Below are 20927 nucleotides of genomic sequence, written 5' to 3'. Positions count from 1 at the left end.
CCCGCCCGTGCGCGCAGGTAGATTCGACCGAGGCCGGTGTGCCGACCGCACACGGCACCCACCGGCCCTGACCGACGATTGCAGGAGTGATTCGCGTGGATCGTGTCGCGCTGCGCGGCCTGAAGGCCCGCGGGCACCACGGCGTGTTCCCCGAGGAACGCGCGGAGGGCCAGACCTTCATCGTGGACCTCGTCCTCGGCCTGGACACCCGACCGGCCGCGGCCGACGACGACCTGGCGAAGACCGTGCACTACGGCATCGTGGCGGAGGAGGTCGTGGCCGTCGTCCAGGGCGAGCCCGTCGACCTCATCGAGACGCTCGCCGAACGCATCGCCCAGGCCTGCCTGAAGCACGAGGGAGTACAGGAGGTCGAGGTCTGCGTCCACAAGCCGAACGCCCCGATCACCGTCCCCTTCGACGACGTGACCGTCACCATCACCCGGAGCCGAGCATGACCGCGCCCTTCATCAAGGGTCCGACCGACCCGACCGTACAGCCGGTGCCCGCCTCCGTCGTCGAGAAGGTCGACGCCGCCGACACGACCCTGTCCAACCCCAAACGGGCCGTGGTCGCCCTCGGCTCCAACCTCGGCAACCGCCTGGAGACCCTCCAGGGAGCCGTCGACGCCCTGGAGGACACGCCCGGCGTCCGCGTCAAGGGCGTCTCCCCCGTCTACGAGACCGAGCCCTGGGGCGTGGACCCCGGCAGCCAGCCCGCCTACTTCAACGCCGTCGTGGTCCTCAAGACCACCCTCCCGCCGTCCTCGCTCCTGGAGCGCGCACACGCGGTCGAGGAAGCCTTCCACCGCGTCCGGGACGAGCACTGGGGCCCCCGCACCCTCGACGTCGACATCGTCTCCTACGCCGACGTCGTCTCCGACGACCCGCACCTCACCCTCCCCCACCCGCGCGCCCACGAACGCGCCTTCGTCCTGGCCCCCTGGCACGACCTGGACCCCGAGGCGCAGCTGCCCGGCCGCGGTCCCGTCGCCGGTTTCCTCGACACCGTCACCCGGGCCGGGGTCGCGCCCCGCCCGGACCTGGAACTCCGGCTGCCCGAGTAGCCGTTAAGGTCAAGACGGCCGCGAACCGGGCCGGAAGCCGGGGGAACGAAGGGACACCGTGAGAGAGCTGCGTATCCGGGTGCTGGCCGGCGTCTTCGTCGTGGCCGGCGTCCTGTCCTGGGCGGGAGCCCGCCTGTGGAACTCGGTCGGGACGCTCCCCAGCGTCCCGCTGGCCGCCCCCATCGTCCTGGCCGTGATCGCCGTGGTCCTGCTGGCCACGGCGCTGTCCATCCGCTCCCGTCTCAAGGCCCAGCGCGAGCGCCGCCCCGAGGCGAAGGGCGTCGATCCCCTCATGGCGGCCCGCGCGGTCGTCTTCGGCCACGCCAGCGCCCTGGTCGCCGCCCTCGTCGCCGGCATGTACGGCGGCACCGGCGTCTTCCTCCTGGAATCCCTCGACATCCCCGCCCGCCGCGACCAGGCCGTCTACGCCGGCTTCTCCGTCCTCGCGGGCATCGGCGTCATAGCGGCAGCCATCTTCCTGGAGCGGGTCTGCAAGCTCCCGGAGGACGACGAGAACGACGGCACGGGGGTGGCACCTACGGTCTGACGCCGTCGGCGCTCACCAGGGCTGACGGGCGAGATGCCCGTTGACGAGGAAGCCGGGTGGGGGTCGAGGCGGTAGCTGTAGAGCGTGAACGGTTTGTTGCTCGTCGTCCGTCGCCGGACCTCATTCACCTGGACCCACGTTGTCTCGCGTAGTTGCAGCGGGTGGTGCTCGGACTTGAAGGTGCCTCGGGAGAACCAGCTGTCGGCAATCACCAGGTGCGCTGCCGCCCCACCGCGACGCGGTGTGAATCTCGCTCCGACCACGTGTGCCAGCTCCTTGAGGAACGGCACGTTCTCACTGACCAACAGCCGTCCGGCCCAGGTCTTGGGCCGGTACCCATCACCGTCCGCGTACCCGTCCAGAAAACCCTCCAGGGTCTCCCTGTCCCGCAGAACGACGCGAGGAAACTGTTGCCGCATGTGGTGCGCGTCCCCGCCCACATACTGCCTCATGAGGTCTGCCAGGTAAGACGAGACCACGCGTACGCGGAAGCCGGGGACATCACGCTGGAGATAGCCGGAGGGCCGTGTCACCGGTTCCAGCCGAGCAGCCAACCCGGTGGCAGCTGTCAGACAGACCGCGTAGCGAGCAGCGAAGTCCTCGCTGTTGACGACGAGCGACACATAGTTCTTACCGACGGTCCCGTCGGCGCATGTGGCCCCGATGAAGTAACCGAAGTCGTAACCGGGCTTGATCGTCAGCCGCTCTCGGCACAGCTTCCGTGCGGGCGTCCAGACCAGGACGGTCCCTTCGGAGTCACGTGCATGCACCCAGCCGTCAGGCGTTCCCAGCATGTGATCCGGCGCCACCGTGAATGTCACATGGTCGGTAACGACATCCACGACCTCGCGGACCTGCCCAATCACCACTTTCATCGCGCGCCCGTAGGCGACCACCCACGGCGTTCACCGTCTGCCTGCTCGGCAACCCGTAGCTCACTCATTCCCCCTGATCAGCGCACAACCACACTGATCAGGAACGGTAGCGGGCACCACTGACAATCGGGCTATCGCGCCATGATCAGGCTCATGGCCTCATTACGGGTCGCCGGATCGCGAAGCTGCCCCCGGACCGCCGAGGTGATCGTTTTTGCGCCCGGCTTGCGGACCCCGCGCATCGACATGCACATGTGCTCGCATTCGACGACGACGATCACGCCACGCGGCTCCAGGATCGCCATCAGGGAGTCGGCGATCTGCGTGGTGAGCCGCTCCTGCACCTGTGGGCGCCGGGCATAGACGTCCACGAGGCGAGCCAGCTTCGACAAGCCTGTGATCTTGCCTTCGATGGACGGAATGTAGCCAACGTGCGCAACGCCGACGAACGGCACGAGATGATGTTCGCAGGAGCTCAGGACTTCAATGTCCTTCACGAGCACCATCTCGTCATGCCCGAGGTCGAACGTCGTCGTCAGTACGTCCTCCGGCTGCTGCCACAACCCCGCGAATATCTCCTTGTACGCCCGCGCCACCCGCGCCGGTGTCTCGCGCAGGCCCTCGCGGTCCGGGTCCTCGCCGACCGCGATCAGGAGTTCGCGTACGGCGTTCTCGGCGCGCTTCTCGTCGAACTCGCCGATCTGGCCGTCGCCGTCCAGCGCCACGGGGTCGGTCATCTGCTGCCTCGTTCCTCTGTCCTTCACGGGGCGGCCTGCGGAAATGGCGAAAAGCCGCGCCCCCCAGGCTAAAACCTGGGGGGCGCGGCATCCATTCCGGGGCGGTGGGCCGCCGGGAGAGCTCGGGTCAGCTCTCGGGCCGGTCCTCCGTGGTCCGCTCGGGCGCCGGGGCGGGCTCCGCCGCGGTGCTCTTCGCGGTGGAGATGGCCGGCGTCGCGCCGTTCGCCCCGTTCGTCAGGGCCAGCTCCTTGGGGGAGAGGACCGGCGGACGGGTGGACGGCGTACGGCGGGAGGAACCCGTCCAGGCAGGTCGCGGCGGGCGCTTGACGATCGGCGCGAAGATCTCGGCGATCTCCTCCTTGCCGAGCGTCTCCTTCTCCAGCAGCTGCAGCACGAGGTTGTCGAGGACGTCGCGGTTCTCGACGAGGATCTCCCAGGCCTCGTTGTGCGCCGTCTCGATGAGCTTCTTGACCTCTTCGTCCACGAGCGCGGCGACCTCTTCCGAGTAGTCGCGCTGGTGAGACATCTCACGGCCGAGGAAGGGCTCGGTGTTGTCGCCGCCGAACTTGATCGCGCCGAGCCGCTCGGTCATGCCGTACTGCGTGACCATCGCGCGGGCCAGGCCCGTGGCCTTCTCGATGTCGTTGGCGGCACCCGTGGTCGGGTCGTGGAAGACGAGCTCCTCGGCCGCGCGGCCGCCCAGCATGTAGGCCAGCTGGTCCAGCATCTCGTTGCGCGTGGTCGAGTACTTGTCCTCGTCCGGCAGCACCATCGTGTAGCCGAGGGCGCGGCCTCTCGACAGGATCGTGATCTTGTGGACGGGATCGGAGTTGGGCGAGGCCGCCGCGACCAGGGCGTGTCCGCCCTCGTGGTACGCGGTGATCTTCTTCTCCTTGTCCGACATGATCCGGGTCCGCTTCTGGGGGCCCGCGACCACACGGTCGATCGCCTCGTCGAGCATGTGGTTGTCGATCAGCTTCTGGTCGCTGCGGGCCGTCAGCAGGGCGGCCTCGTTCAGCACGTTGGCCAGATCGGCACCCGTCATGCCGGGCGTGCGGCGGGCGACGGCCGACAGGTCGACGTCGGGCGCGACCGGCTTGCCCTTCTGGTGGACCTTGAGGATCTCCAGACGGCCCTGCATGTCCGGGCGGTCGACGGCGATCTGCCGGTCGAAACGGCCGGGGCGCAGCAGCGCCGGGTCGAGGATGTCGGGCCGGTTCGTCGCGGCGATGAGGATCACGCCGCCCTTGACGTCGAAGCCGTCCATCTCGACGAGGAGCTGGTTCAGGGTCTGCTCGCGCTCGTCGTGACCACCGCCGAGGCCGGCGCCGCGGTGGCGGCCGACCGCGTCGATCTCGTCGACGAAGACGATCGCCGGGGCGTTCGCCTTGGCCTGCTCGAACAGGTCACGGACGCGGGAGGCACCGACACCGACGAACATCTCGACGAAGTCGGAACCGGAGATCGAGTAGAACGGGACGCCGGCCTCGCCCGCGACGGCACGCGCGAGCAGGGTCTTGCCGGTGCCGGGAGGCCCGTAGAGCAGGACGCCCTTGGGGATCTTGGCGCCGACGGCCTGGAACTTGGCCGGTTCCTGGAGGAACTCCTTGATCTCGTGGAGCTCCTCGACGGCCTCGTCGGACCCGGCGACGTCGGAGAAGGTGGTCTTGGGGGTGTCCTTGGTGATGAGCTTCGCCTTGGACTTCCCGAAGTTCATGACCCGGGAGCCGCCGCCCTGCATCTGGTTCATCAGGAACAGGAACACGACCACGATCAGCACGAAGGGCAGCAGGGAGAGCAGGATGCCGACGATCGGGTTCTGCTTGGACGGCGAGACCGTGTAGCCGTCCGGGATCTGCTTGTCCTGGTACTTGTTCTGCAGCGTGTTGGCGAGGTCGACGCCTTGGGTGCCGATGTAGCTCGCCTGGATCTTGGAGCTGTCCTCGACCTTTACGCCGTCCTTGAGCGTGACCTTGATGATCGATTCGTCACCGGTGGTCAGCTTGGCCGACTCGACCTTGTTCTGGTTGATCGCCTGGACGACCTGGCCGGTGTCCACCGTCTTGTAGCCGCCGGACGAGCCGACGACTTGCATCAACACGACCACGGCGAGGACGGCCAGCACGATCCACATGACCGGCCCACGGAAGTATCGCTTCACGTCCATCCATACGGAGCGGTGCCGCCCCGTCCCTCCTGCCATAGTGAGTTTGATAAAGACTGTTCTTCGGACGGTACCCCAGCATTGTCACCTGAAGCCGCGTGGGACAGCTGGCGATCCGCCTACGCCTGCTCCAACGGCGGGACGCCCGCTGGGGTTCCCGATCACCGTCACGGCACTCCGGCCGTGTTCTCAGCCGCCGTACACGTGGGGCGCGAGCGTACCGACGAACGGGAGGTTGCGGTACTTCTCGGCGTAGTCGAGTCCGTACCCCACGACGAATTCGTTGGGGATGTCGAAGCCGACCCATTCCACGTCGATGGCGACCTTCGCGGCCTCGGGCTTGCGCAGCAGGGTGCACACCTTGAGGGATGCGGGCTCGCGCGAGCCGAGGTTGGAGAGCAGCCAGGACAGGGTCAGGCCGGAGTCGATGATGTCCTCGACGATCAGGACGTGCCTGCCCTTGATGTCGGTGTCGAGGTCCTTGAGGATCCGCACCACACCGGAGGACTGGGTGCCCGCCCCGTACGAGGATACGGCCATCCAGTCCATGGTGACGGGGGTGGACAGTGCCCGCGCGAGGTCGGCCATGACCATCACCGCGCCCTTGAGCACTCCGACGATCAGCAGGTCCTTGCCCGCGTACTCCGCGTCGATCTTCGCGGCCAGCTCGGCCAGCTTGGCGTCGATCTCTTCCTTGGTGATGAGCACCTTCTCGAGGTCGGCACCCATGTCTTTCGCGTCCACCCGCATCACTTTCGGTCGTCCCACCGGCCGATCGGGCCCCTCCGCCGGCTGCGGGGAGGGGGCCTGGTTCAGCCTTGCCGAATCACCAGTCTGCCACCCTGGCGCCGGGCCACGACTTTGCCGGGGAGGTTGATGGCTCCCTGACCGCGCCAGCCGGTGATCAGCCGGTCGACTTCCTCGATGTGGCGGGCGAACAGGGAGCCGGCGGGCGCACCGGCCGCGATGGCGGCCCGGCGCAGGATGCGGCGGCGTACGGCGGGCGGCAGGGCGTAGAGCTTGGCGCAGTCCAGGAACCCGGCGGCGTCGCGGACGGTGGCCTCGGCCTGGCCGGCCCAGGAGTCCAGGGCGTCGGCGTCGTCGCGGGAGAGCCGGGCCGTCCGGGCGAGGGCTTCGACGACGCCTTTGCCGAGGGCCTTCTCCAGGGCGGGCAGGCCCTCGTGGCGCAGCCGGGAGCGGGTGTAGGCCGGGTCGGCGTTGTGAGGGTCGTCCCAGACGGGCAGGGACTGGACCATGCAGGCCTTGCGGGCGGTCTGCCGGTCGAGTTCCAGGAAGGGGCGCCGGTAACGGCCGCCGGCCCCCGAGACCGCGGCCATTCCGGACAGGGAGCGGATGCCGGAGCCGCGGGCGAGACCGAGCAGGACGGTTTCGGCCTGGTCGTCGCGGGTGTGGCCGAGCAGGACCGCGGCGGCGCCGTGGCGTTCGGCGGCGGTGTCGAGCGCGGCGTAGCGGGCGTCGCGGGCGGCGGCCTCGGGCCCGCCGGAGCGGCCGACGGTGACGGCGACGGAGTCGACGGGGTCGAGGCCGAGTTCGCGCAGGCGCTGGACGACTTCGGCGGCGCGCAGGTCGGAGCCGGTCTGGAGGCCGTGGTCGACGGTGACGCCGCCGGCCCTGATGCCGAGTTTGGGGGACTCGAAGGCGAGGGCGGAGGCGAGGGCCATCGAGTCGGCGCCGCCGGAGCACGCCACGAGCACGAGCGGCGGGGGTGGGGGCTCGTGCGAGAGGGCGTGCGGGACCGCGGCGGGGGCGCGGTGGTGTTCGGTGAGGAGGTCGTGGAGGACGCGGCGGACCGCCAGGCGTATCGCCGCGACCGCAGGATGGGGACCCATGTCCGGTTCCCTTCATGAAGTTTTCGGGGGGTGAGCCCGCGTGCCGGTCACGCAGAGTGTGTAGATGGTGACAGAACCGGGCCGTTCCCCGAGCATTGCACGCCTACCCCTGCCTCACGGTCCCTCGGACGGGTGATTGGAGGGGCGTTTGCCTGCCGTCGGCCGGTTTCCCTTCACGACCTTCCCGCGATGTTCACTACTCGGCCCTGCGATGCACCCGCGCGACCCAGTCCGCCGGTTTGGCGATCTCCGACTTGGTGGGGAGGGTGTTGGGCGAGGTCCACACGCGGTTGAAGCCGTCCATGCCGACCTCGTCGACGACGGCCCGCACGAAGCGTTCGCCGTCCCGGTACTGCCGGAGCTTGGCGTCCAGGCCGAGCAGCTTGCGCAGGGCCAGGTCCAGGCGGGAGGCGCCCTTGGCGCGGCGCTGCTGGAATTTCTCGCGGATCTCCCCGACGCTCGGCACGACGTCCGGGCCGACGCCGTCCATGACGAAGTCGGCGTGTCCCTCCAGCAGGGACATCACGGCCGTGAGGCGGCCGAGGATCTCGCGCTGGGCGGGGGTCTGGACGATCTCGACGAGGGAGCGGCCGCCGTCGTCCTCCTCGGCCTCGGGGCGGCCCCCGGCGAGGCTCTGGGCGGCTTCCCGGACGCGTTCCAGGACGGTCATGGGGTCGACGTCGGTCTCCTGGAGGAACGACTGGATCTCACCCTCCAGGTGGTCCCGCAGCCAGGGCACGGCGGTGAACTGGGTGCGGTGGGTCTCCTCGTGCAGGCAGACCCAGAGCCGGAAGTCGTGCGAGTCGACGTCGAGTTCGCGCTCGACGTGGACGATGTTCGGGGCGACGAGCAGCAGCCTGCCGCCGCCCGGTGCGCCGGGGGACCCGCCGGAGGGGAGGTCGCCGGTGGCGGGGGCGAAGGTCTCGTACTGGCCGAGGACGCGGGAGGCCAGGAAGGACAGCAGCATGCCGAGTTCCACGCCGGTGACCTTGCCGCCGACGGCGCTCATGACGGCACCGCCGGTGGTGCTGCCGCGCCGCTCCTGCATCTTGTCGAGCAGGGGCCGCAGGATCTCCCGGAACCCGGCGACGTTCGCCCGGATCCAGCCCGGCCGGTCGACGACGAGGACGGGGGTGTCGTGCCCCTCCTCGGTGCCCAGACGGGTGAATTCCCGGACGTGTACCTCCGAGGCCTTGGCATGCCGGCGCAGCTCCGCGACGACGGCCCGGGCCTCGTCGCGACTGACCTCGGGGCCCGGCCTCACGAGCCGGGTCGCGGTCGCCACCGCGAGGTTCCAGTCGACCATGCCGGTTGAAGCACCACCGATGCTCGTCATGCGTCAACCGTACGTGAGGCCCGCCCGCTGGGGCAGGGCGGCGACGGCCGGAGCCCCACCGGCACGCACGCCCCGGCCGAGGCACACCGGCGACCACGCGAACCCCGCCGGCGCGGGCACGTCCCGGTGCCGGAGCAGGTGCGGGTGGCCGAGGCACGCGCCGAGCCGCCGGTCCCGTCCGTCACCTGCAGCCGCACGCCGCCAGAGCCGTCGCGATCCGGTCCAGGGCCCGCTGGGACGCCGTCGGCGCGCCGGGGTCCGTGCCGGAGGCCATGAACGCGAAGGCCAGCAGGCGGCCGTCCTCGTCGACCAGGGTGCCCGCGAGGGTGTGGACACCGGAGAGCGTGCCGGTCTTGGCGCGGACGACACCGGACGCCCCGTCGTGGTAGCGGGTGGCGAGGGTGCCGGTGAAACCGGCGACGGGAAGGCCGGTGAGGGCCGGGCGCAGCTCCGGGCGGGAGGGGTCGCCCGCCTTCGCGAGCAGGGCGGTGAGGAGGCCGGGGGTCAGCCGGTCGGCGCGGTCGAGGCCGCTGCCGTCCTTGAAGGCGGCTCCCTTGAGGGGGAGGCCGAGCCCGCGCAGCTGTGAGCCGATGGCTTTGCCTGCTCCGGCGAAGTCGGCCCGTTCGCCCGTGGCGATCGCCGTCTGGCGGGCGAGGGCCTCGGCGATGTCGTTGTCGCTGTTGGTCAGCATGCGCTCGACCAGGGCGGAGAGCGGGGGCGAGGAGACGGCCGCGAGGGTCTCGGCGCGGGTCGTGGCCTTGGACGGGCCGGGGGCGGTGGTCTTGATGCCGTACGACGTCAGGAACTCCCCGAACCGGCGCGCCGCGTCCGCCGCCGGATCCTTCACTCGCTCGACCGGGCCGCGCACCGAATCGTCCGTGCGGCCCTCGTCGGCCATCAGGGGGCTGACGAGGGCGAGGTTGGGGTTGTCCCCGATCGGGTGTTTTTCGTCGCCCGCGTACAGGGTCGTGTCGTAGGAGAGGGTCGCCTCGCGCACACCCCGGTCGGCGAGCGCGGCGGCCGTCCGGGCGGCCAGGGCGCGCAGGCTCGCCGAGCCTCCGGGCTTCTCCCGGGCGGTGAGCGTGGGGTCGCCGCCCCCGACCAGGACGACTTCCCCGGTGTCGGGTTCCAGGGCGGCGCGGGTGGTGAGGCGGTGGTCGGGGCCCATCGCGGACAGCGCGGCGACGGCCGTGGCGATCTTCGTCGTGGAGGCCGGGGTGAGCCCGGCGCCCGCGCCGGAGCCGAACAGGCGCCGTCCGGTGGTCACGTCCATGACGGCCGCGGCGGGCCGGGGGCCGAGGGCGGGGTCCGCGAGCAGGGGGCGCAGGACGTCCGCGAGCGCCGTGCCGTCCGGGACGGACTTCACGGTGCTGACGCCGCCGAGGCCGGTCAGCACGGGTCCGGCGCTGGGGGCGGGCCGGGGCCGACCGGGTGCGCCGGGCGCCCTGCCGTGATCTGCGCCACCCGCGCGGCCCAGGGCCACTGCCCGGTCCCGCTCGGCCGTACGCTGACCCGAGGAGTCCCAGGGACCGGCGGCGGACACCACGCCGGCGGTCAGTGCGAGTCCGGCGGTGGCGGCGCCCGCGGTGTACTGCCAGGTCTTCGGCCGCGTAACCTTCGTGACCTGCGGTTTTCCGGTTCGGGCGAGCCGCGCGAGCCGTGGTTTCGCAGCCGCTGCGGCCCGGGCCAGGCGCGGTCGAACGGCATCCGCGAGCCGCACCACGTGCGGTTTCGCGGCCCGCCAAGGCCTCAGCTCTGGCACGACCACCAGCCCCTTTCGCGATCACACACCTGCGTGAGGGACACTTAACCACCAGAACTATGTGTTGATCATGGAGGAGCCACCGGTGGAGTTCGACGTCACGATCGAGATTCCGAAGGGTTCGCGCAACAAGTACGAGGTGGACCACGAGACCGGTCGTATCCGCCTGGACCGGCGACTCTTCACCTCGACCGCCTACCCGACCGACTACGGCTTCGTCGAGAACACCCTCGGCGAGGACGGCGACCCGCTGGACGCGCTGGTCATCCTCGACGAGCCGACGTTCCCGGGCTGCCTGATCCGCTGCCGCGCGATCGGCATGTTCCGTATGACGGACGAGGCCGGCGGCGACGACAAGCTGCTGTGCGTGCCGTCGACGGACCCGCGCGTGGAGCACCTGCGGGACATCCACCACGTGTCCGAGTTCGACCGCCTGGAGATCCAGCACTTCTTCGAGGTCTACAAGGACCTGGAGCCCGGCAAGTCGGTCGAGGGCGCCGACTGGGTGGGCCGCACCGACGCCGAGGCCGAGATCGAGCGGTCCTACAAGCGTTTCAAGGACCAGGGCGGTCACTGACCCCCTCCCCTTGATGCTCACGGGCCGCACGCCTGCGTGTGCGGCCCGTTCGTCCGTCTGTGCGCATACTGAGGCTGTGGGGGGTACGAGGCTGACGTGTCGTACAGGGAGCGCCAGGCAGTGACGGAAGCGGAGGACCGCAAACCGAAGTCGGACGAGGCGCGGAGTGCGTTCGTCCCTCCGGCCGGGACCGGCGTCGACGGGGACATGTCGACGACGTCGGAGTTCGCGATCCCCGAGGGGCTGGCCCTGCACAGAACGGCCGGTGCGGACTCCGACACGACGTCCGAGTTCGCCGTGCCGCACGGGCTGGACGTCCAGGCCGCGCCCTCGGCGGAGCAGGAGGGGTCGGCTTTCACCCCGCCGAGCACGTACAGCTCGAAGCACGCTCCGTCGGCCTTCACTCCGCCGAGCGGGATTCCCGTGGTCAGCCTGACCAAGGACGTGCCCTGGCAGGACCGGATGCGCACGATGCTGCGCATGCCGGTGGCGGAGCGGCCGGCGCCGGAACCGACCCAGCGCGGCAGCGACGACAGCGGGCCCGCGGTGCCCCGCGTGCTCGACCTGACGCTGCGTATCGGCGAGTTGCTGCTGGCGGGCGGTGAGGGCGCCGAGGACGTGGAGGCGGCGATGTTCGCCGTCTGCCGGTCGTACGGGCTGGACCGCTGCGAGCCCAACGTCACCTTCACGCTGCTGGCGATCTCGTACCAGCCGTCCCTGGTCGACGACCCGGTCACGGCGTCCCGGACGGTGCGCCGCCGGGGCACGGACTACACGCGGCTGGCGGCCGTGTACCAGCTGGTGGACGACCTCAGTGACGACGAGACGGCGGTCTCCCTGGAGGAGGCCTACCGGCGCCTGGCGGAGATCCGCCGTAACCGGCATCCGTATCCCGGCTGGGCGCTGACCGGGGCGAGCGGGCTGCTGGCCGGTGCGGCCTCCGTGCTGGTGGGCGGTGACCTGATCGTGTTCGTCGCCGCGGCGCTGGGCGCGATGCTCGGTGACCGGCTGGCGTGGCTGTGCGCGGGGCGCGGGCTGCCGGAGTTCTACCAGTTCACGGTGGCCGCGATGCCGCCGGCCGCGATCGGGGTCGCGCTGACGATCGGCCACGTGGACGTGAAGGCCTCCGCGGTCATCACCGGTGGGCTGTTCGCGCTGCTGCCCGGGCGGGCGCTGGTGGCGGGCGTGCAGGACGGTCTGACGGGCTTCTACATCACCGCGTCCGCGCGGCTGCTGGAGGTCCTGTACTTCTTCGTCGGCATCGTCGCCGGTGTGCTGCTGGTGCTGTACTTCGGCGTGCAGCTGGGCGCGCGGCTCAACCCCGACCAGGCGCTCGGGGCCTCCGACGACCCGGTGATGATGATCGGCGCGTCGATGCTGCTGTCACTGGCGTTCGCGGTGCTGCTCCAGCAGGAACGATCCACCGTGATGTGGGTGACGCTGAACGGCGGTGTCGCGTGGATCGTGTACGGCGCGATGCACTACGTGGGCGACATCTCACCGGTGGCGTCCACCGCGGCGGCCGCCGGGCTCGTGGGGCTGTTCGGGCAGTTGCTGTCCCGGTACCAGTTCGCCTCCGCCCTGCCCTACACGACGGCGGCGATCGGGCCCCTGCTGCCGGGTTCCGCGACGTACTTCGGGCTGCTGGCGATCGCGCAGAGCGAGGTGGACGAGGGGCTGGTGTCGCTGTCGAAGGCGGTGGCGCTCGCCATGGCCATCGCCATCGGGGTGAACCTCGGGTCGGAGATCTCCCGGATGTTCCTGAGGATCGGCTCCGCGGAGAAGCGGCGGGCCGCCAAGCGCACCAGGGGCTTCTAGCGCCGAGTGCCGACGGGGGCCCGGGCTGTGCGTGCGTCGGCGGCCGCGGGCCCGTGGGGCTGTTCGCGCGGTTCCCCACGCCCCATGGGAGGGCCGGCTCAGTAGCCGTTGTTGTAAGGCCCCTGCTGCGTGCCGTAGGGCTGCTGCTGCTGCTGCTGGGTGCCGTAGGGCTGCTGCGGCTGCTGCTGCCCGTAGCCCGGGCTCTGCGGGTACTGGTTGTAGTACTGCTGGTCGCTGTAGCCGTTCTGGTTTCCGTACTGCTGCTGCTGCGGCTGGTGGTGGGGCGGCTGGTCGTCGGGCGTGATGCGGCGGAGCTGGGTCGTCGCGTCGTCCCTGACGGGGGGCTGCTGCCGCTGCTCGGGAGCCTCGGCCGCCGCGCGCTTCTTCTTCGAGCGGTCCCGCAGGTACTCGATGATGATCGGGACGACGGAGAGCAGGACGATCAGGACGAGGATCGCCTCGACGTTCTTCTTGATGAAGCCGATCTGGCCGAGCCAGTAACCCGCGAGGGTGACGCCGGTGCCCCAGGCGATGCCGCCGATGACGTTGTACGTGAGGAACGTGCGGTACTTCATGCGGCCGGCGCCGGCCACGATGGGGGCGAAGGTGCGCACGATGGGGACGAAGCGGGCCAGGACGATCGCCTTGGGGCCGTACTTCTCCATGAACTCGTGGGCCTTGTCCAGGTTCTCCCGCTTGAAGAGCTTGGAGTTGGGACGGTTGAAGAGCTTCGGGCCCAGGAACTTGCCGATCATGTAGCCCACTTGGTCGCCGATGACGGCGGCGAGCACGATCAGCGTGCAGACCAGCCACAGCGGCTGGCTGATGTACTGCCCCTGGGCTACGAAGAGGCCCGCGGTGAACAGCAGCGAGTCGCCGGGAAGGAAGGCGAAGAGTCCGGACTCGGCGAAGACGATGAGCAGGATGCCCGGCAGGGCGAAGGTCTCGATCAGGTAGTCCGGGCTGAGCCACTCGGGGCCGAGCGCAAGCGTGGTCACGGGGATGTGGCTCCTGCTGCAGTGGGGTACGGGCGGGGGCTGGCTGCCTCAAGGTATCAACGCAGCCGTCATGGCCCAGGTTCCATGGGCGTACTCAGGATGCACTGTGCGCCCTCCCGGTCAAAGCTGTGCACCATGGGCATCGATGACTACGGCGGCGGACAGGGCCCGGAGCCCGAGGTTCTCGTCGTCACGACGAACGACGTACCCGGCTACCACGTGCGGGAGGTGATCGGCGAGGTCTTCGGCCTGACCGTGCGGTCCCGGCACGTGGGGAGCCAGATCGGCGCCGGGCTGAAGTCCATCGTCGGCGGCGAGCTGCGCGGGCTCACCAAGACGCTGGTGCAGACCCGCAACCAGGCGATGGAGCGGCTGGTGGAGCAGGCACGCGCGCGTGGCGCCAACGGCATCCTGGCCTTCCGCTTCGATGTGACCGAGGCGGCGGACGTGGGCACCGAGGTGTGCGCGTACGGTACGGCGGTGGTCCTGACCCGGGAGTGAGGCACTCCCGGGCCGGGATCAGGAGGTGTGGCGTGCCGCGTTGGCGGCGATCGCGTCCTTCAGGTGCTCGGCGAGACCCGGGCGCATCCCGTCGTAGAACGCCTTGAAGCGCTCGTCGGAGACGTACATCTCGCCGAGGCCGCGGTGCAGTTCGTGGGAGCACGCGTAGTACCACGTGCAGATGTGCTGCCGGTGCTCCTCCGCCAGGGCCATGGCCGCCTCGCCGGCGGGCGGCTCGTCCGCCGCCATCAGGGCGGCGTAGCGCTCCGCCCAGTCGGCGGCCTCGGCCTGGATGCGCTTCCAGTCCTCCTTGGTGTAGCGCGCGGTGCGGCGCTGCGACTCGGCGTACCGGTCCGTGCCGCCCCAGCGCGCTTCCGCCTCGTCGGCGTACTGCTCCGGGTCCTTGTCCCCGAAGACCTCGAACTTCTCCTCGGGCGTGAGGTCGATTCCCATCGTGCGTGCCTCCATGGCGTGCTCCACGGCCGCCGCCATCTTCCGCAGCTTCTCGATCCGGGCGGTCAGCAGGTCGTGCTGCCGGCGCAGGTGTGCGCGCGGGTCCGCGGCCGGGTCGTCGAGCAGGGCGGCGACCTCCTCGAGCGGGAAGCCGAGCTCCCGGTAGAACAGGATCTGCTGCAGCCGGTCGAGGTCGGCGTCGCTGTAGCGCCGGTGCCCCGCGTGGCTGCGTTCGCTCGGGACGAGCAGACCGATGTCGTCGTAGTGGTGCAGCGTGCGCACCGTGACGCCGGCGAAGCCCGCGACCTGTCCCACGGAGTAGCTCACTTCCGCGCCCTCCTTCTTCCGTCTTCTTCCGGGCTCCACGGTCGGTCCTCACGCCGCGTGAGGTGCAAGCGTGTTGCACGCTTATCCTGTTTGTACGAATTGATCCGTTTATCGTGTGCCCGTGGTCCAGGACTCAGAAGACCGGGCGCCCGCCGTCACCCCGTCGGCCCCCGCCCGCGCCCTGCTGCCGTCGGTCCTGCCCGCCGTCGTCGTGGGCGTGATCTCCAGCCTGATCCTGGTGGGGGTGGAGGCCGCCGCCGAGCAGCTGCAGGACGTGCTGTGGGAGACCGTGCCGGACGCGCTCGGGGTGGGCCGGTACTCCGTGGCGTGGATGTTCGCGGTGCTCTTCGCGACCGGCGTCGCGGTCGGGCTGGTGGTGTGGAAGGTACCGGGGCACGCCGGCCCGGATCCGGCGACCGTCGGACTGGACGCCCCGGTGCTGCCGCCGCTCGTCCTGCCGGGGCTGGTGCTGGTGACCGCGCTGATGCTGGCCGGCGGGCCCAGCCTCGGCCCCGAGAACCCGATCATCACCGTGAACGTGGGCCTCGCGGCCTGGCTGGGCGGCCGGTTCGTCCCCCGGGCACCGGGCCGGATCTGGCCGGCGCTGGCGGAGGCGGCGACCATCGGCGCCCTGTTCGGCACGCCGGTGGCGGCCGCCCTGGCGATCTCCGAGCTGCTGGCCCGCCGGGAGTCCCGCGGCGCGCTGTGGGACAACCTCTTCGCGCCGCTGACCGCCGCGGCCGCCGGTTCCCTGACCGTCACCCTCCTCGACCACCCGAGCTTCGCCCTGAACCTGCCGTCCTTCGGCCGGGCGGGCTGGTCCGATCTGCTGGCGGCGGTCGTGGTGGCCGCGGTGGGCACGCTGCTCGGCCTGTGCGCCGTGCGGGCCTTCCCCTACGTCCACGCGGCGTTCCGGCGGCTGCGGCACCCGATGCTGATGCTCCCCGCAGGCGGGCTCGTGCTCGGCGCTCTCGCGGCGGTGGGCGGCCATCTGACGCTGTTCAAGGGGCTCGACGAGATCGTCACGCTGGCGCACGACCCGGACGGCTGGTCGGCCGGGGAGTTCGCCGTCATGACGGTGGTGAAGCTGGCCGCGCTGGTCGTCGCCGCGTCCTGCGGTTTCCGTGGCGGGCGGATCTTCCCCGCCGTGTTCGTCGGCACCGCCCTCGGCCTGTGCGCGCACGCCCTGGTGTCCGGGGTGCATCCCTCGGTGGGGGTGTCCGCCGGTGTGCTCGGGGTGCTGCTGGCGATCACACGGCAGGGCTGGATCAGCCTGTTCGTGGCCGCGGTGCTGGTCGCCGAGCCGGGGATCATCGCCCTGCTCTGCATCGCCTCGCTGCCGGCCTGGCTGCTGGTCACGGGCCGGCCGCAGATGCAGCTGCGCAAGGACGGCACGTCGGTGCGCTGAAGCTCCCCTCCGAATCACCCCGTGAGCACCCACCCCTGGAGGCACCCATGCCGCTCCACGAAGGTCCCCGCCGGGCCGCGGAGAGCCGCCTGTCCGTCAACCCCTTCTACGGCCGCGCCAACCCGCTCGGCGACATGGCCGAGGCCCCGCCCACCCACCGGCTCCCGGACCGGCCCATCGCACCGGCGACCGCCCACCAGCTGGTGCGCGACGAGCTGATGCTCGACGGCAACGCCCGGCTGAACCTCGCCACCTTCGTCACCACCTGGATGGAGCCCGAGGCCGGGCTGCTGATGGCGGAGTGCCGGGACAAGAACATGATCGACAAGGACGAGTACCCGCGCACGGCCGAGCTGGAGCGGCGCTGTGTGGCGATGCTCGCCGATCTGTGGCACGCGCCCGACCCGGCGAGCGCCGTGGGGTGTTCGACGACCGGGTCGAGCGAGGCGTGCATGCTCGCCGGGATGGCACTGAAGCGGCGCTGGGCGAAGCGCAACGCCGACCGCTACCCGGGCGCCCGGCCCAACCTGGTGATGGGCGTCAACGTGCAGGTCTGCTGGGAGAAGTTCTGCAATTTCTGGGAGGTGGAGGCCCGGCTCGTCCCCATGGAGGGCGAGCGGTTCCACCTGGACCCGCAGGCCGCGGCCGAGCTGTGCGACGAGAACACCATCGGGGTGGTCGGCATCCTCGGCTCCACCTTCGACGGGTCCTACGAGCCGATCGCGGACCTGTGCGCGGCGCTGGACGCGCTGCGGGACAGGACCGGGCTGGACGTCCCGGTGCACGTGGACGGGGCCTCCGGGGCCATGGTCGCGCCGTTCCTCGACGAGGACCTGGTGTGGGACTTCCGCCTGCCGCGTGTGACGTCGATCAACACCTCGGGGCACAAGTACGGCCTCGTCTACCCGGGTGTCGGCTGGGCGCTGTGGCGGGACGCGGAGGCGCTGCCGGAGGAACTGGTGTTCCGGGTGAACTACCTGGGCGGCGACATGCCGACGTTCGCGCTGAACTTCTCCCGCCCGGGCGCGCAGGTCGTGGCGCAGTACTACACGTTCCTGCGGCTGGGCCGGGACGGCTACCGGGCCGTCCAGCAGGCCGCGCGGGACGTGGCCACGGGGCTGGCCGGGCGGGTCGGGGCGCTCGGGGACTTCCGGCTGCTGACCCGCGGCGACGAACTGCCGGTGTTCGCCTTCACGACCGCCCCGGACGTGACGGCGTACGACGTCTTCGACGTCTCCCGGCGGCTGCGCGAGCACGGCTGGCTGGTGCCCGCGTACACCTTCCCGGAGAACCGTCAGGACCTGTCCGTGCTGCGGGTGGTGTGCCGCAACGGCTTCTCCGCCGACCTCGCCGACCTGCTCGCGCAGGACCTGGAGCGGCTGCTGCCGGAACTGCGCCGGCAGCCGCGCCCGCTGACCGAGGACAAGGGCGCGGCGACGGGCTTCCACCACTAGGGCCTAACGGCTCAGTCGTCCGAACCGCCGTACCGCCAGCGGGAAGAACACCGCCAGCAGGGCCAGGGGCCACAGGACCGCGGCCCAGGCGTGCCCGGGCTCCGTGCCGGGCACGCCGAACAGGTCGCGTACGGCCGTGGCCGTGTGGGACATCGGGTTCCACTCGACGACCGTGCCCAGCCAGCCGGGCATCGATCCGGGCGCGGCCAGGGCGTTGGAGAGGAAGCCGACCGGCCAGACCAGGATCTGCACGGCCTGGACCATCTCCGGTCTCCCCGCCACCAGGGCCAGGTGGATGCCGATCCACAGCATCGCGAACCGGAACAGAAGCAGCAGGCCCACGGCCGCGAGGAGGGCCTGCGGGCCGCCGCCGGGCCGCCAGCCGAGCGCGGCGCCCACGCCGATCAGCACGACCAGGGCCATCGCCGACTGGAGCATGTCGGCGGCCGAACGGCCCACCAGTACCGCCCCGTTGGCCATGGGCATCGAGCGGAAGCGGTCGATGACGCCCTTGTTGAGGTCCTGCGTGACGGCGAGCATCGTGCCCTCCAGGCCGAAGGCCATGGTGAGCGCGAGCATGCCGGGGATCAGGTAGTCGCGGTATTCGCCGCTCACCCCGCGGCCGCCGCCGATGAGGTAACCGAACATCAGCAGCAGCATGACCGGGAAGACCAGATTGACGGCCAGCTGGACCGGCTGCCGCCCCCAGCGGGCGAGTTCCCGGCGGGTCATGGTCCAGGAGTCGGTCAGGGCGTGCGCGCTCACGCGGCCTCCTTCACCCGGTGGTCGTCCCCGGTGCGGTCGTCTCCGGTCAGGTGCAGGAACACCTCGTCCAGCGTCGGGCGGCGCAGGGCGACGTCCTCCGCCTCGATCTCGCCCTCCCGAAGGGCCCGTACGACCCCGGACAGCGCCTCCATGCGGTCGCTGACCGGGGCGCTCAGCAGCCGGCGGTCGGCGTCCACGCTGATCCCGGTCAGTGGCAGCAGGGCGACCGCGGCGCCCAGCTGACCGGCGTCGCGCAGGACCACGTCGATGCGGTCACCGCCCGTCTCGGCCTTCAGCTCGTCCGCCGTGCCCTCGGCGACGACCCGGCCGGCGTCGACGACCGAGATGCGGTCGGCGAGCTGGTCGGCCTCCTCCAGGTACTGGGTGGTGAGCAGGACCGTCGTGCCGCCGCCGACCAGGGAGCGGACGGACGACCACACCTCGGCCCGCCCGCGCGGGTCCAGACCGGTGGTCGGCTCGTCCAGGAACAGCACCTCCGGCTCGGTGATCAGGGACGCGGCGAGATCCAGCCGGCGCCGCATGCCGCCGCTGTACTGCCGTACCGCCTTGCGGCCGGTGTCGGCCAGACCGAAACGCTCCAGGAGTTCGTCCGCACGCGCGCGTGCCCGCCGCGCGCCCAGGTGGTGCAGCCGGCCGAACAGCTCCAGGTTCTGCCGTCCGCCGAGCTCCTCGTCGAGCGCGGCGTGCTGACCGAGCAGGCCGATGCGCAGCCGCACGGCGTAGGCCTCGCGCACCACGTCGCGCCCGGCCACCTCGATCCGGCCGGCGTCGGGCCGCAGCAGGGTGGACAGGATCCTCACCAGGGTGGTCTTGCCCGCGCCGTTGGGTCCGAGCACTCCGTGCACCGTGCCGCGCGCGACCGTGAGGCCGAGCCCGTCCAGCGCCTTCTTGTCGCCGTAGGTCTTCTCCGCGCCCTCGACGGTGATCGCCGTGTCGGCCACCAGGCCTCCCTCTCTAGTCAAACTTGACTACATGCTCGAAGGTAACCTGCGGGACGCCATTCGTCAAACTTGATTAGTGAGCGTCTCCGGGGTGCCGCTCCCCCGTCGCGTAGGGGTTCTCCTCGTCGTCGGCCAGGACGCCGACGAACGGATCGCCTTCGTCGGCGAAGGTGTAGGCGCCGCCCTCGATGCGCTCGATGAGACCGCGGGTCCACTCGCCCTCGGAGTCGGCCGTGTGGACCCACATGTTCATGATCTCGCCGATGTGCCCGAGCTGCCCGGGTCCGTCCTCGGGCACGTAGTGCTCCAGGACGGAGGCCCGCCACTGCTCGATCCGCAGGGTCCGTTCCTTCAGCAGCGCCACCGCCTCGGCCCGCGGCAGGTCGACGACGAAACCGACGGCGGCCGTCTTCACGTCCCCGCGCTGGTCGTAGGTGACCAGCGCCTCCCGCAGCAGCCGGAAGTACTCCTCGGTCCCCTGCTCGGTGATCTCGTACTCCGTGCGCGGAGGGCCGCCGGCCGTGGACGGGGCGATCTCGTGCGCGTGCAGCAGCCCCTGCTTCGCCATCTGTTTGAGGGCGTGGTAGATCGAGCCGGGTTTGGCGTTGGACCACTCGTGCGCGCCCCAGTACTCCAGGTCGTTGCGCACCTGGTAGCCGTGGGCGCGGCCGTGCATACGGACCGCGCCGAGCACGAGGAGACGGATCGCTGACATGCGGTCCAGGTTAGGACCCGGCCGCCGCCCGCTGTTCCTCGGCCACCAGCTCGAAGGCGGTCCTGCCGTCCAGGGACTCGCGGATGAGGTCGGCGTGACCGGCGTGCCGAGCCGTCTCGCGGATGAGGTGCAGGCAGAGCCAGCGGTGGGAGACCCGGCCGTCCGGCGGGAACCAGGGCTGGGCCGGCAGTGCGAAGGTGTCGTCGAGACTGGGGACCGAGCGGATGTACGCCTCGGTCTCGGCGGCGACCTTCTCCCAGTACGCCAGCTGCGAGGCGACGGTCTCGCCCTCGACCAGGCGGAAGCACTCGTGCCAGTTGCTCTGGTCCCGCACGACGGCCGGCGGCTCGCCCTTCGCGAGGGAGACCCACATCTGCTCGACCTCGGCGACGTGCTTGACCAGCCCGGCCAGGGACAGCTCGCTCGCGCTGGGGCGGGACGACGCCTGCTCGTCCGTCAGCCCGAGCACCGCCCGGCGCACGCCGCCGCGTTGCTCCGCGATGAAGGACAGGAGCGCTCCGCGCTCGTCGCCGTGTGCTTCCGCCGGAACGTGAGTGACCATGACCGCCGCCTTTCGCCACAACCGGGGGCTTCTCCCCCGACACCGACAAAGCT

Annotated in this window: 20 protein-coding genes; 8 read left to right on the top strand and 12 right to left on the bottom strand. The window is 70.9% G+C overall.

The annotated features are described in order from the left end of the window. The first annotated feature begins 95 nt into the window (after positions 1-95). From folB to AB0F04_RS23525, 3 genes are read left to right on the top strand one after another with little or no spacing between them, the layout of a single operon-like run. Positions 96-455 carry a dihydroneopterin aldolase gene (gene folB / locus AB0F04_RS23535; protein WP_033310312.1) on the top strand — a complete coding sequence of 120 codons (360 nt, stop codon included), beginning with the start codon at positions 96-98 and terminating at the stop codon, positions 453-455. Continuing rightward, positions 452-1063, top strand: coding sequence for a 2-amino-4-hydroxy-6-hydroxymethyldihydropteridine diphosphokinase (gene folK, locus AB0F04_RS23530; RefSeq protein WP_362044150.1), 612 nt, complete (start codon positions 452-454; stop codon positions 1061-1063). The genes folB and folK overlap by 4 nt, the downstream gene beginning before the upstream one ends. Before the next feature lie 58 nt (positions 1064-1121). Further along, positions 1122-1610: a DUF3180 domain-containing protein gene (locus AB0F04_RS23525; RefSeq protein WP_362044148.1), complete on the top strand. Its 489-nt coding sequence runs from the start codon at positions 1122-1124 to the stop codon at positions 1608-1610. Positions 1611-2616: 1006 nt separating this feature from the next. Here the strand turns inward: AB0F04_RS23525 and folE are convergent. The 6 genes from folE to dacB all read right to left on the bottom strand — a co-directional run bounded on the left by folE (position 2617) and on the right by dacB (position 10340). After that, positions 2617-3222, bottom strand: a complete 606-nt coding sequence (gene folE, locus AB0F04_RS23520) for a GTP cyclohydrolase I FolE (protein WP_362044147.1) — start codon at positions 3220-3222, stop codon at positions 2617-2619. Positions 3223-3349: 127 nt separating this feature from the next. After that, complete coding sequence (ftsH, locus tag AB0F04_RS23515; RefSeq protein ID WP_362044145.1) at positions 3350-5389, bottom strand: ATP-dependent zinc metalloprotease FtsH; 2040 nt, start codon at positions 5387-5389, stop codon at positions 3350-3352. Between the two features lie 186 nt (positions 5390-5575). Then, the gene (gene hpt / locus AB0F04_RS23510; protein WP_053669745.1) at positions 5576-6136 is read right to left on the bottom strand and encodes a hypoxanthine phosphoribosyltransferase; all 561 of its coding nucleotides are present in this window, start codon (positions 6134-6136) and stop codon (positions 5576-5578) included. 62 nt (positions 6137-6198) lie between these two features. Continuing rightward, positions 6199-7236 carry a tRNA lysidine(34) synthetase TilS gene (tilS, locus tag AB0F04_RS23505; RefSeq protein WP_362044143.1) on the bottom strand — a complete coding sequence of 346 codons (1038 nt, stop codon included), beginning with the start codon at positions 7234-7236 and terminating at the stop codon, positions 6199-6201. Positions 7237-7432: 196 nt separating this feature from the next. Next, positions 7433-8572, bottom strand: a complete 1140-nt coding sequence (locus AB0F04_RS23500; RefSeq protein WP_362044141.1) for a zinc-dependent metalloprotease — start codon at positions 8570-8572, stop codon at positions 7433-7435. A 181-nt stretch (positions 8573-8753) separates the two neighbouring features. Continuing rightward, positions 8754-10340 (bottom strand): D-alanyl-D-alanine carboxypeptidase/D-alanyl-D-alanine-endopeptidase, encoded by a 1587-nt coding sequence (gene dacB, locus AB0F04_RS23495; protein WP_362044139.1) that lies wholly within the window; start codon positions 10338-10340, stop codon positions 8754-8756. 79 nt (positions 10341-10419) lie between these two features. Here dacB and AB0F04_RS23490 point away from each other — a divergent pair, with 79 nt between their 5' ends. Beyond that, on the top strand, positions 10420-10911 hold the full coding sequence (locus tag AB0F04_RS23490) for an inorganic diphosphatase (RefSeq protein WP_007452023.1): 492 nt from the start codon (positions 10420-10422) through the stop codon (positions 10909-10911). Between the two features lie 120 nt (positions 10912-11031). Further along, positions 11032-12729, top strand: a complete 1698-nt coding sequence (locus AB0F04_RS23485; protein WP_362044137.1) for a threonine/serine exporter family protein — start codon at positions 11032-11034, stop codon at positions 12727-12729. Positions 12730-12827: 98 nt separating this feature from the next. Here the strand turns inward: AB0F04_RS23485 and AB0F04_RS23480 are convergent, their stop codons facing one another. After that, the gene (locus AB0F04_RS23480; protein ID WP_362044135.1) at positions 12828-13727 is read right to left on the bottom strand and encodes a VTT domain-containing protein; all 900 of its coding nucleotides are present in this window, start codon (positions 13725-13727) and stop codon (positions 12828-12830) included. Between the two features lie 135 nt (positions 13728-13862). Between AB0F04_RS23480 and AB0F04_RS23475 the strand changes: the two genes are divergently transcribed. Next, positions 13863-14228 carry a YbjQ family protein gene (locus AB0F04_RS23475; protein ID WP_362044133.1) on the top strand — a complete coding sequence of 122 codons (366 nt, stop codon included), beginning with the start codon at positions 13863-13865 and terminating at the stop codon, positions 14226-14228. Between the two features lie 18 nt (positions 14229-14246). Here the strand turns inward: AB0F04_RS23475 and AB0F04_RS23470 are convergent, their stop codons facing one another. Then, positions 14247-15008: a MerR family transcriptional regulator gene (locus AB0F04_RS23470; RefSeq protein WP_362044131.1), complete on the bottom strand. Its 762-nt coding sequence runs from the start codon at positions 15006-15008 to the stop codon at positions 14247-14249. A 121-nt stretch (positions 15009-15129) separates the two neighbouring features. Between AB0F04_RS23470 and AB0F04_RS23465 the strand changes: the two genes are divergently transcribed. Continuing rightward, positions 15130-16416, top strand: a complete 1287-nt coding sequence (locus tag AB0F04_RS23465; RefSeq protein WP_362044129.1) for an ion channel protein — start codon at positions 15130-15132, stop codon at positions 16414-16416. 47 nt (positions 16417-16463) lie between these two features. Continuing rightward, positions 16464-17870, top strand: a complete 1407-nt coding sequence (locus AB0F04_RS23460) for a glutamate decarboxylase (RefSeq protein WP_362044127.1) — start codon at positions 16464-16466, stop codon at positions 17868-17870. A gap of 3 nt (positions 17871-17873) precedes the next feature. Here the strand turns inward: AB0F04_RS23460 and AB0F04_RS23455 are convergent, their stop codons facing one another. The 4 genes from AB0F04_RS23455 to AB0F04_RS23440 form a co-directional block, all read right to left on the bottom strand. After that, positions 17874-18635: an ABC transporter permease gene (locus AB0F04_RS23455; protein ID WP_362044125.1), complete on the bottom strand. Its 762-nt coding sequence runs from the start codon at positions 18633-18635 to the stop codon at positions 17874-17876. Continuing rightward, the gene (locus tag AB0F04_RS23450; RefSeq protein ID WP_362044123.1) at positions 18632-19597 is read right to left on the bottom strand and encodes an ATP-binding cassette domain-containing protein; all 966 of its coding nucleotides are present in this window, start codon (positions 19595-19597) and stop codon (positions 18632-18634) included. The genes AB0F04_RS23455 and AB0F04_RS23450 overlap by 4 nt, the downstream gene beginning before the upstream one ends. A 73-nt stretch (positions 19598-19670) precedes the next feature. Then, positions 19671-20312: a PadR family transcriptional regulator gene (locus AB0F04_RS23445; RefSeq protein WP_362044121.1), complete on the bottom strand. Its 642-nt coding sequence runs from the start codon at positions 20310-20312 to the stop codon at positions 19671-19673. A 10-nt stretch (positions 20313-20322) separates the two neighbouring features. Further along, a complete protein-coding gene (locus tag AB0F04_RS23440; protein WP_362044119.1) occupies positions 20323-20874 on the bottom strand; it encodes a DinB family protein in 552 nt (183 codons plus the stop codon). Positions 20875-20927: the final 53 nt, after the last annotated feature.

This window comes from Streptomyces sp. NPDC029041, assembly GCF_040637515.1.
Taxonomy (GTDB): Bacteria; Actinomycetota; Actinomycetes; order Streptomycetales; family Streptomycetaceae; genus Streptomyces.
This window is presented reverse-complemented; position numbering and strand designations above follow the sequence as displayed.

Bases quoted from the DNA above. Each gene is read 5' to 3' on its own strand.
- AB0F04_RS23440 (WP_362044119.1), bottom strand. From the start codon at position 20,874: ATGGTCACTCACGTTCCGGCGGAAGCACACGGCGACGAGCGCGGAGCG.
- AB0F04_RS23475 (WP_362044133.1), top strand. From the start codon at position 13,863: ATGGGCATCGATGACTACGGCGGCGGACAGGGCCCGGAGCCCGAGGTT.
- tilS (WP_362044143.1), bottom strand. From the start codon at position 7,236: ATGGGTCCCCATCCTGCGGTCGCGGCGATACGCCTGGCGGTCCGCCGC.
- hpt (WP_053669745.1), bottom strand. From the start codon at position 6,136: ATGCGGGTGGACGCGAAAGACATGGGTGCCGACCTCGAGAAGGTGCTC.
- AB0F04_RS23500 (WP_362044141.1), bottom strand. From the start codon at position 8,572: ATGACGAGCATCGGTGGTGCTTCAACCGGCATGGTCGACTGGAACCTC.
- folK (WP_362044150.1), top strand. From the start codon at position 452: ATGACCGCGCCCTTCATCAAGGGTCCGACCGACCCGACCGTACAGCCG.
- folE (WP_362044147.1), bottom strand. From the start codon at position 3,222: ATGACCGACCCCGTGGCGCTGGACGGCGACGGCCAGATCGGCGAGTTC.
- ftsH (WP_362044145.1), bottom strand. From the start codon at position 5,389: ATGGACGTGAAGCGATACTTCCGTGGGCCGGTCATGTGGATCGTGCTG.
- AB0F04_RS23460 (WP_362044127.1), top strand. From the start codon at position 16,464: ATGCCGCTCCACGAAGGTCCCCGCCGGGCCGCGGAGAGCCGCCTGTCC.
- AB0F04_RS23445 (WP_362044121.1), bottom strand. From the start codon at position 20,312: ATGTCAGCGATCCGTCTCCTCGTGCTCGGCGCGGTCCGTATGCACGGC.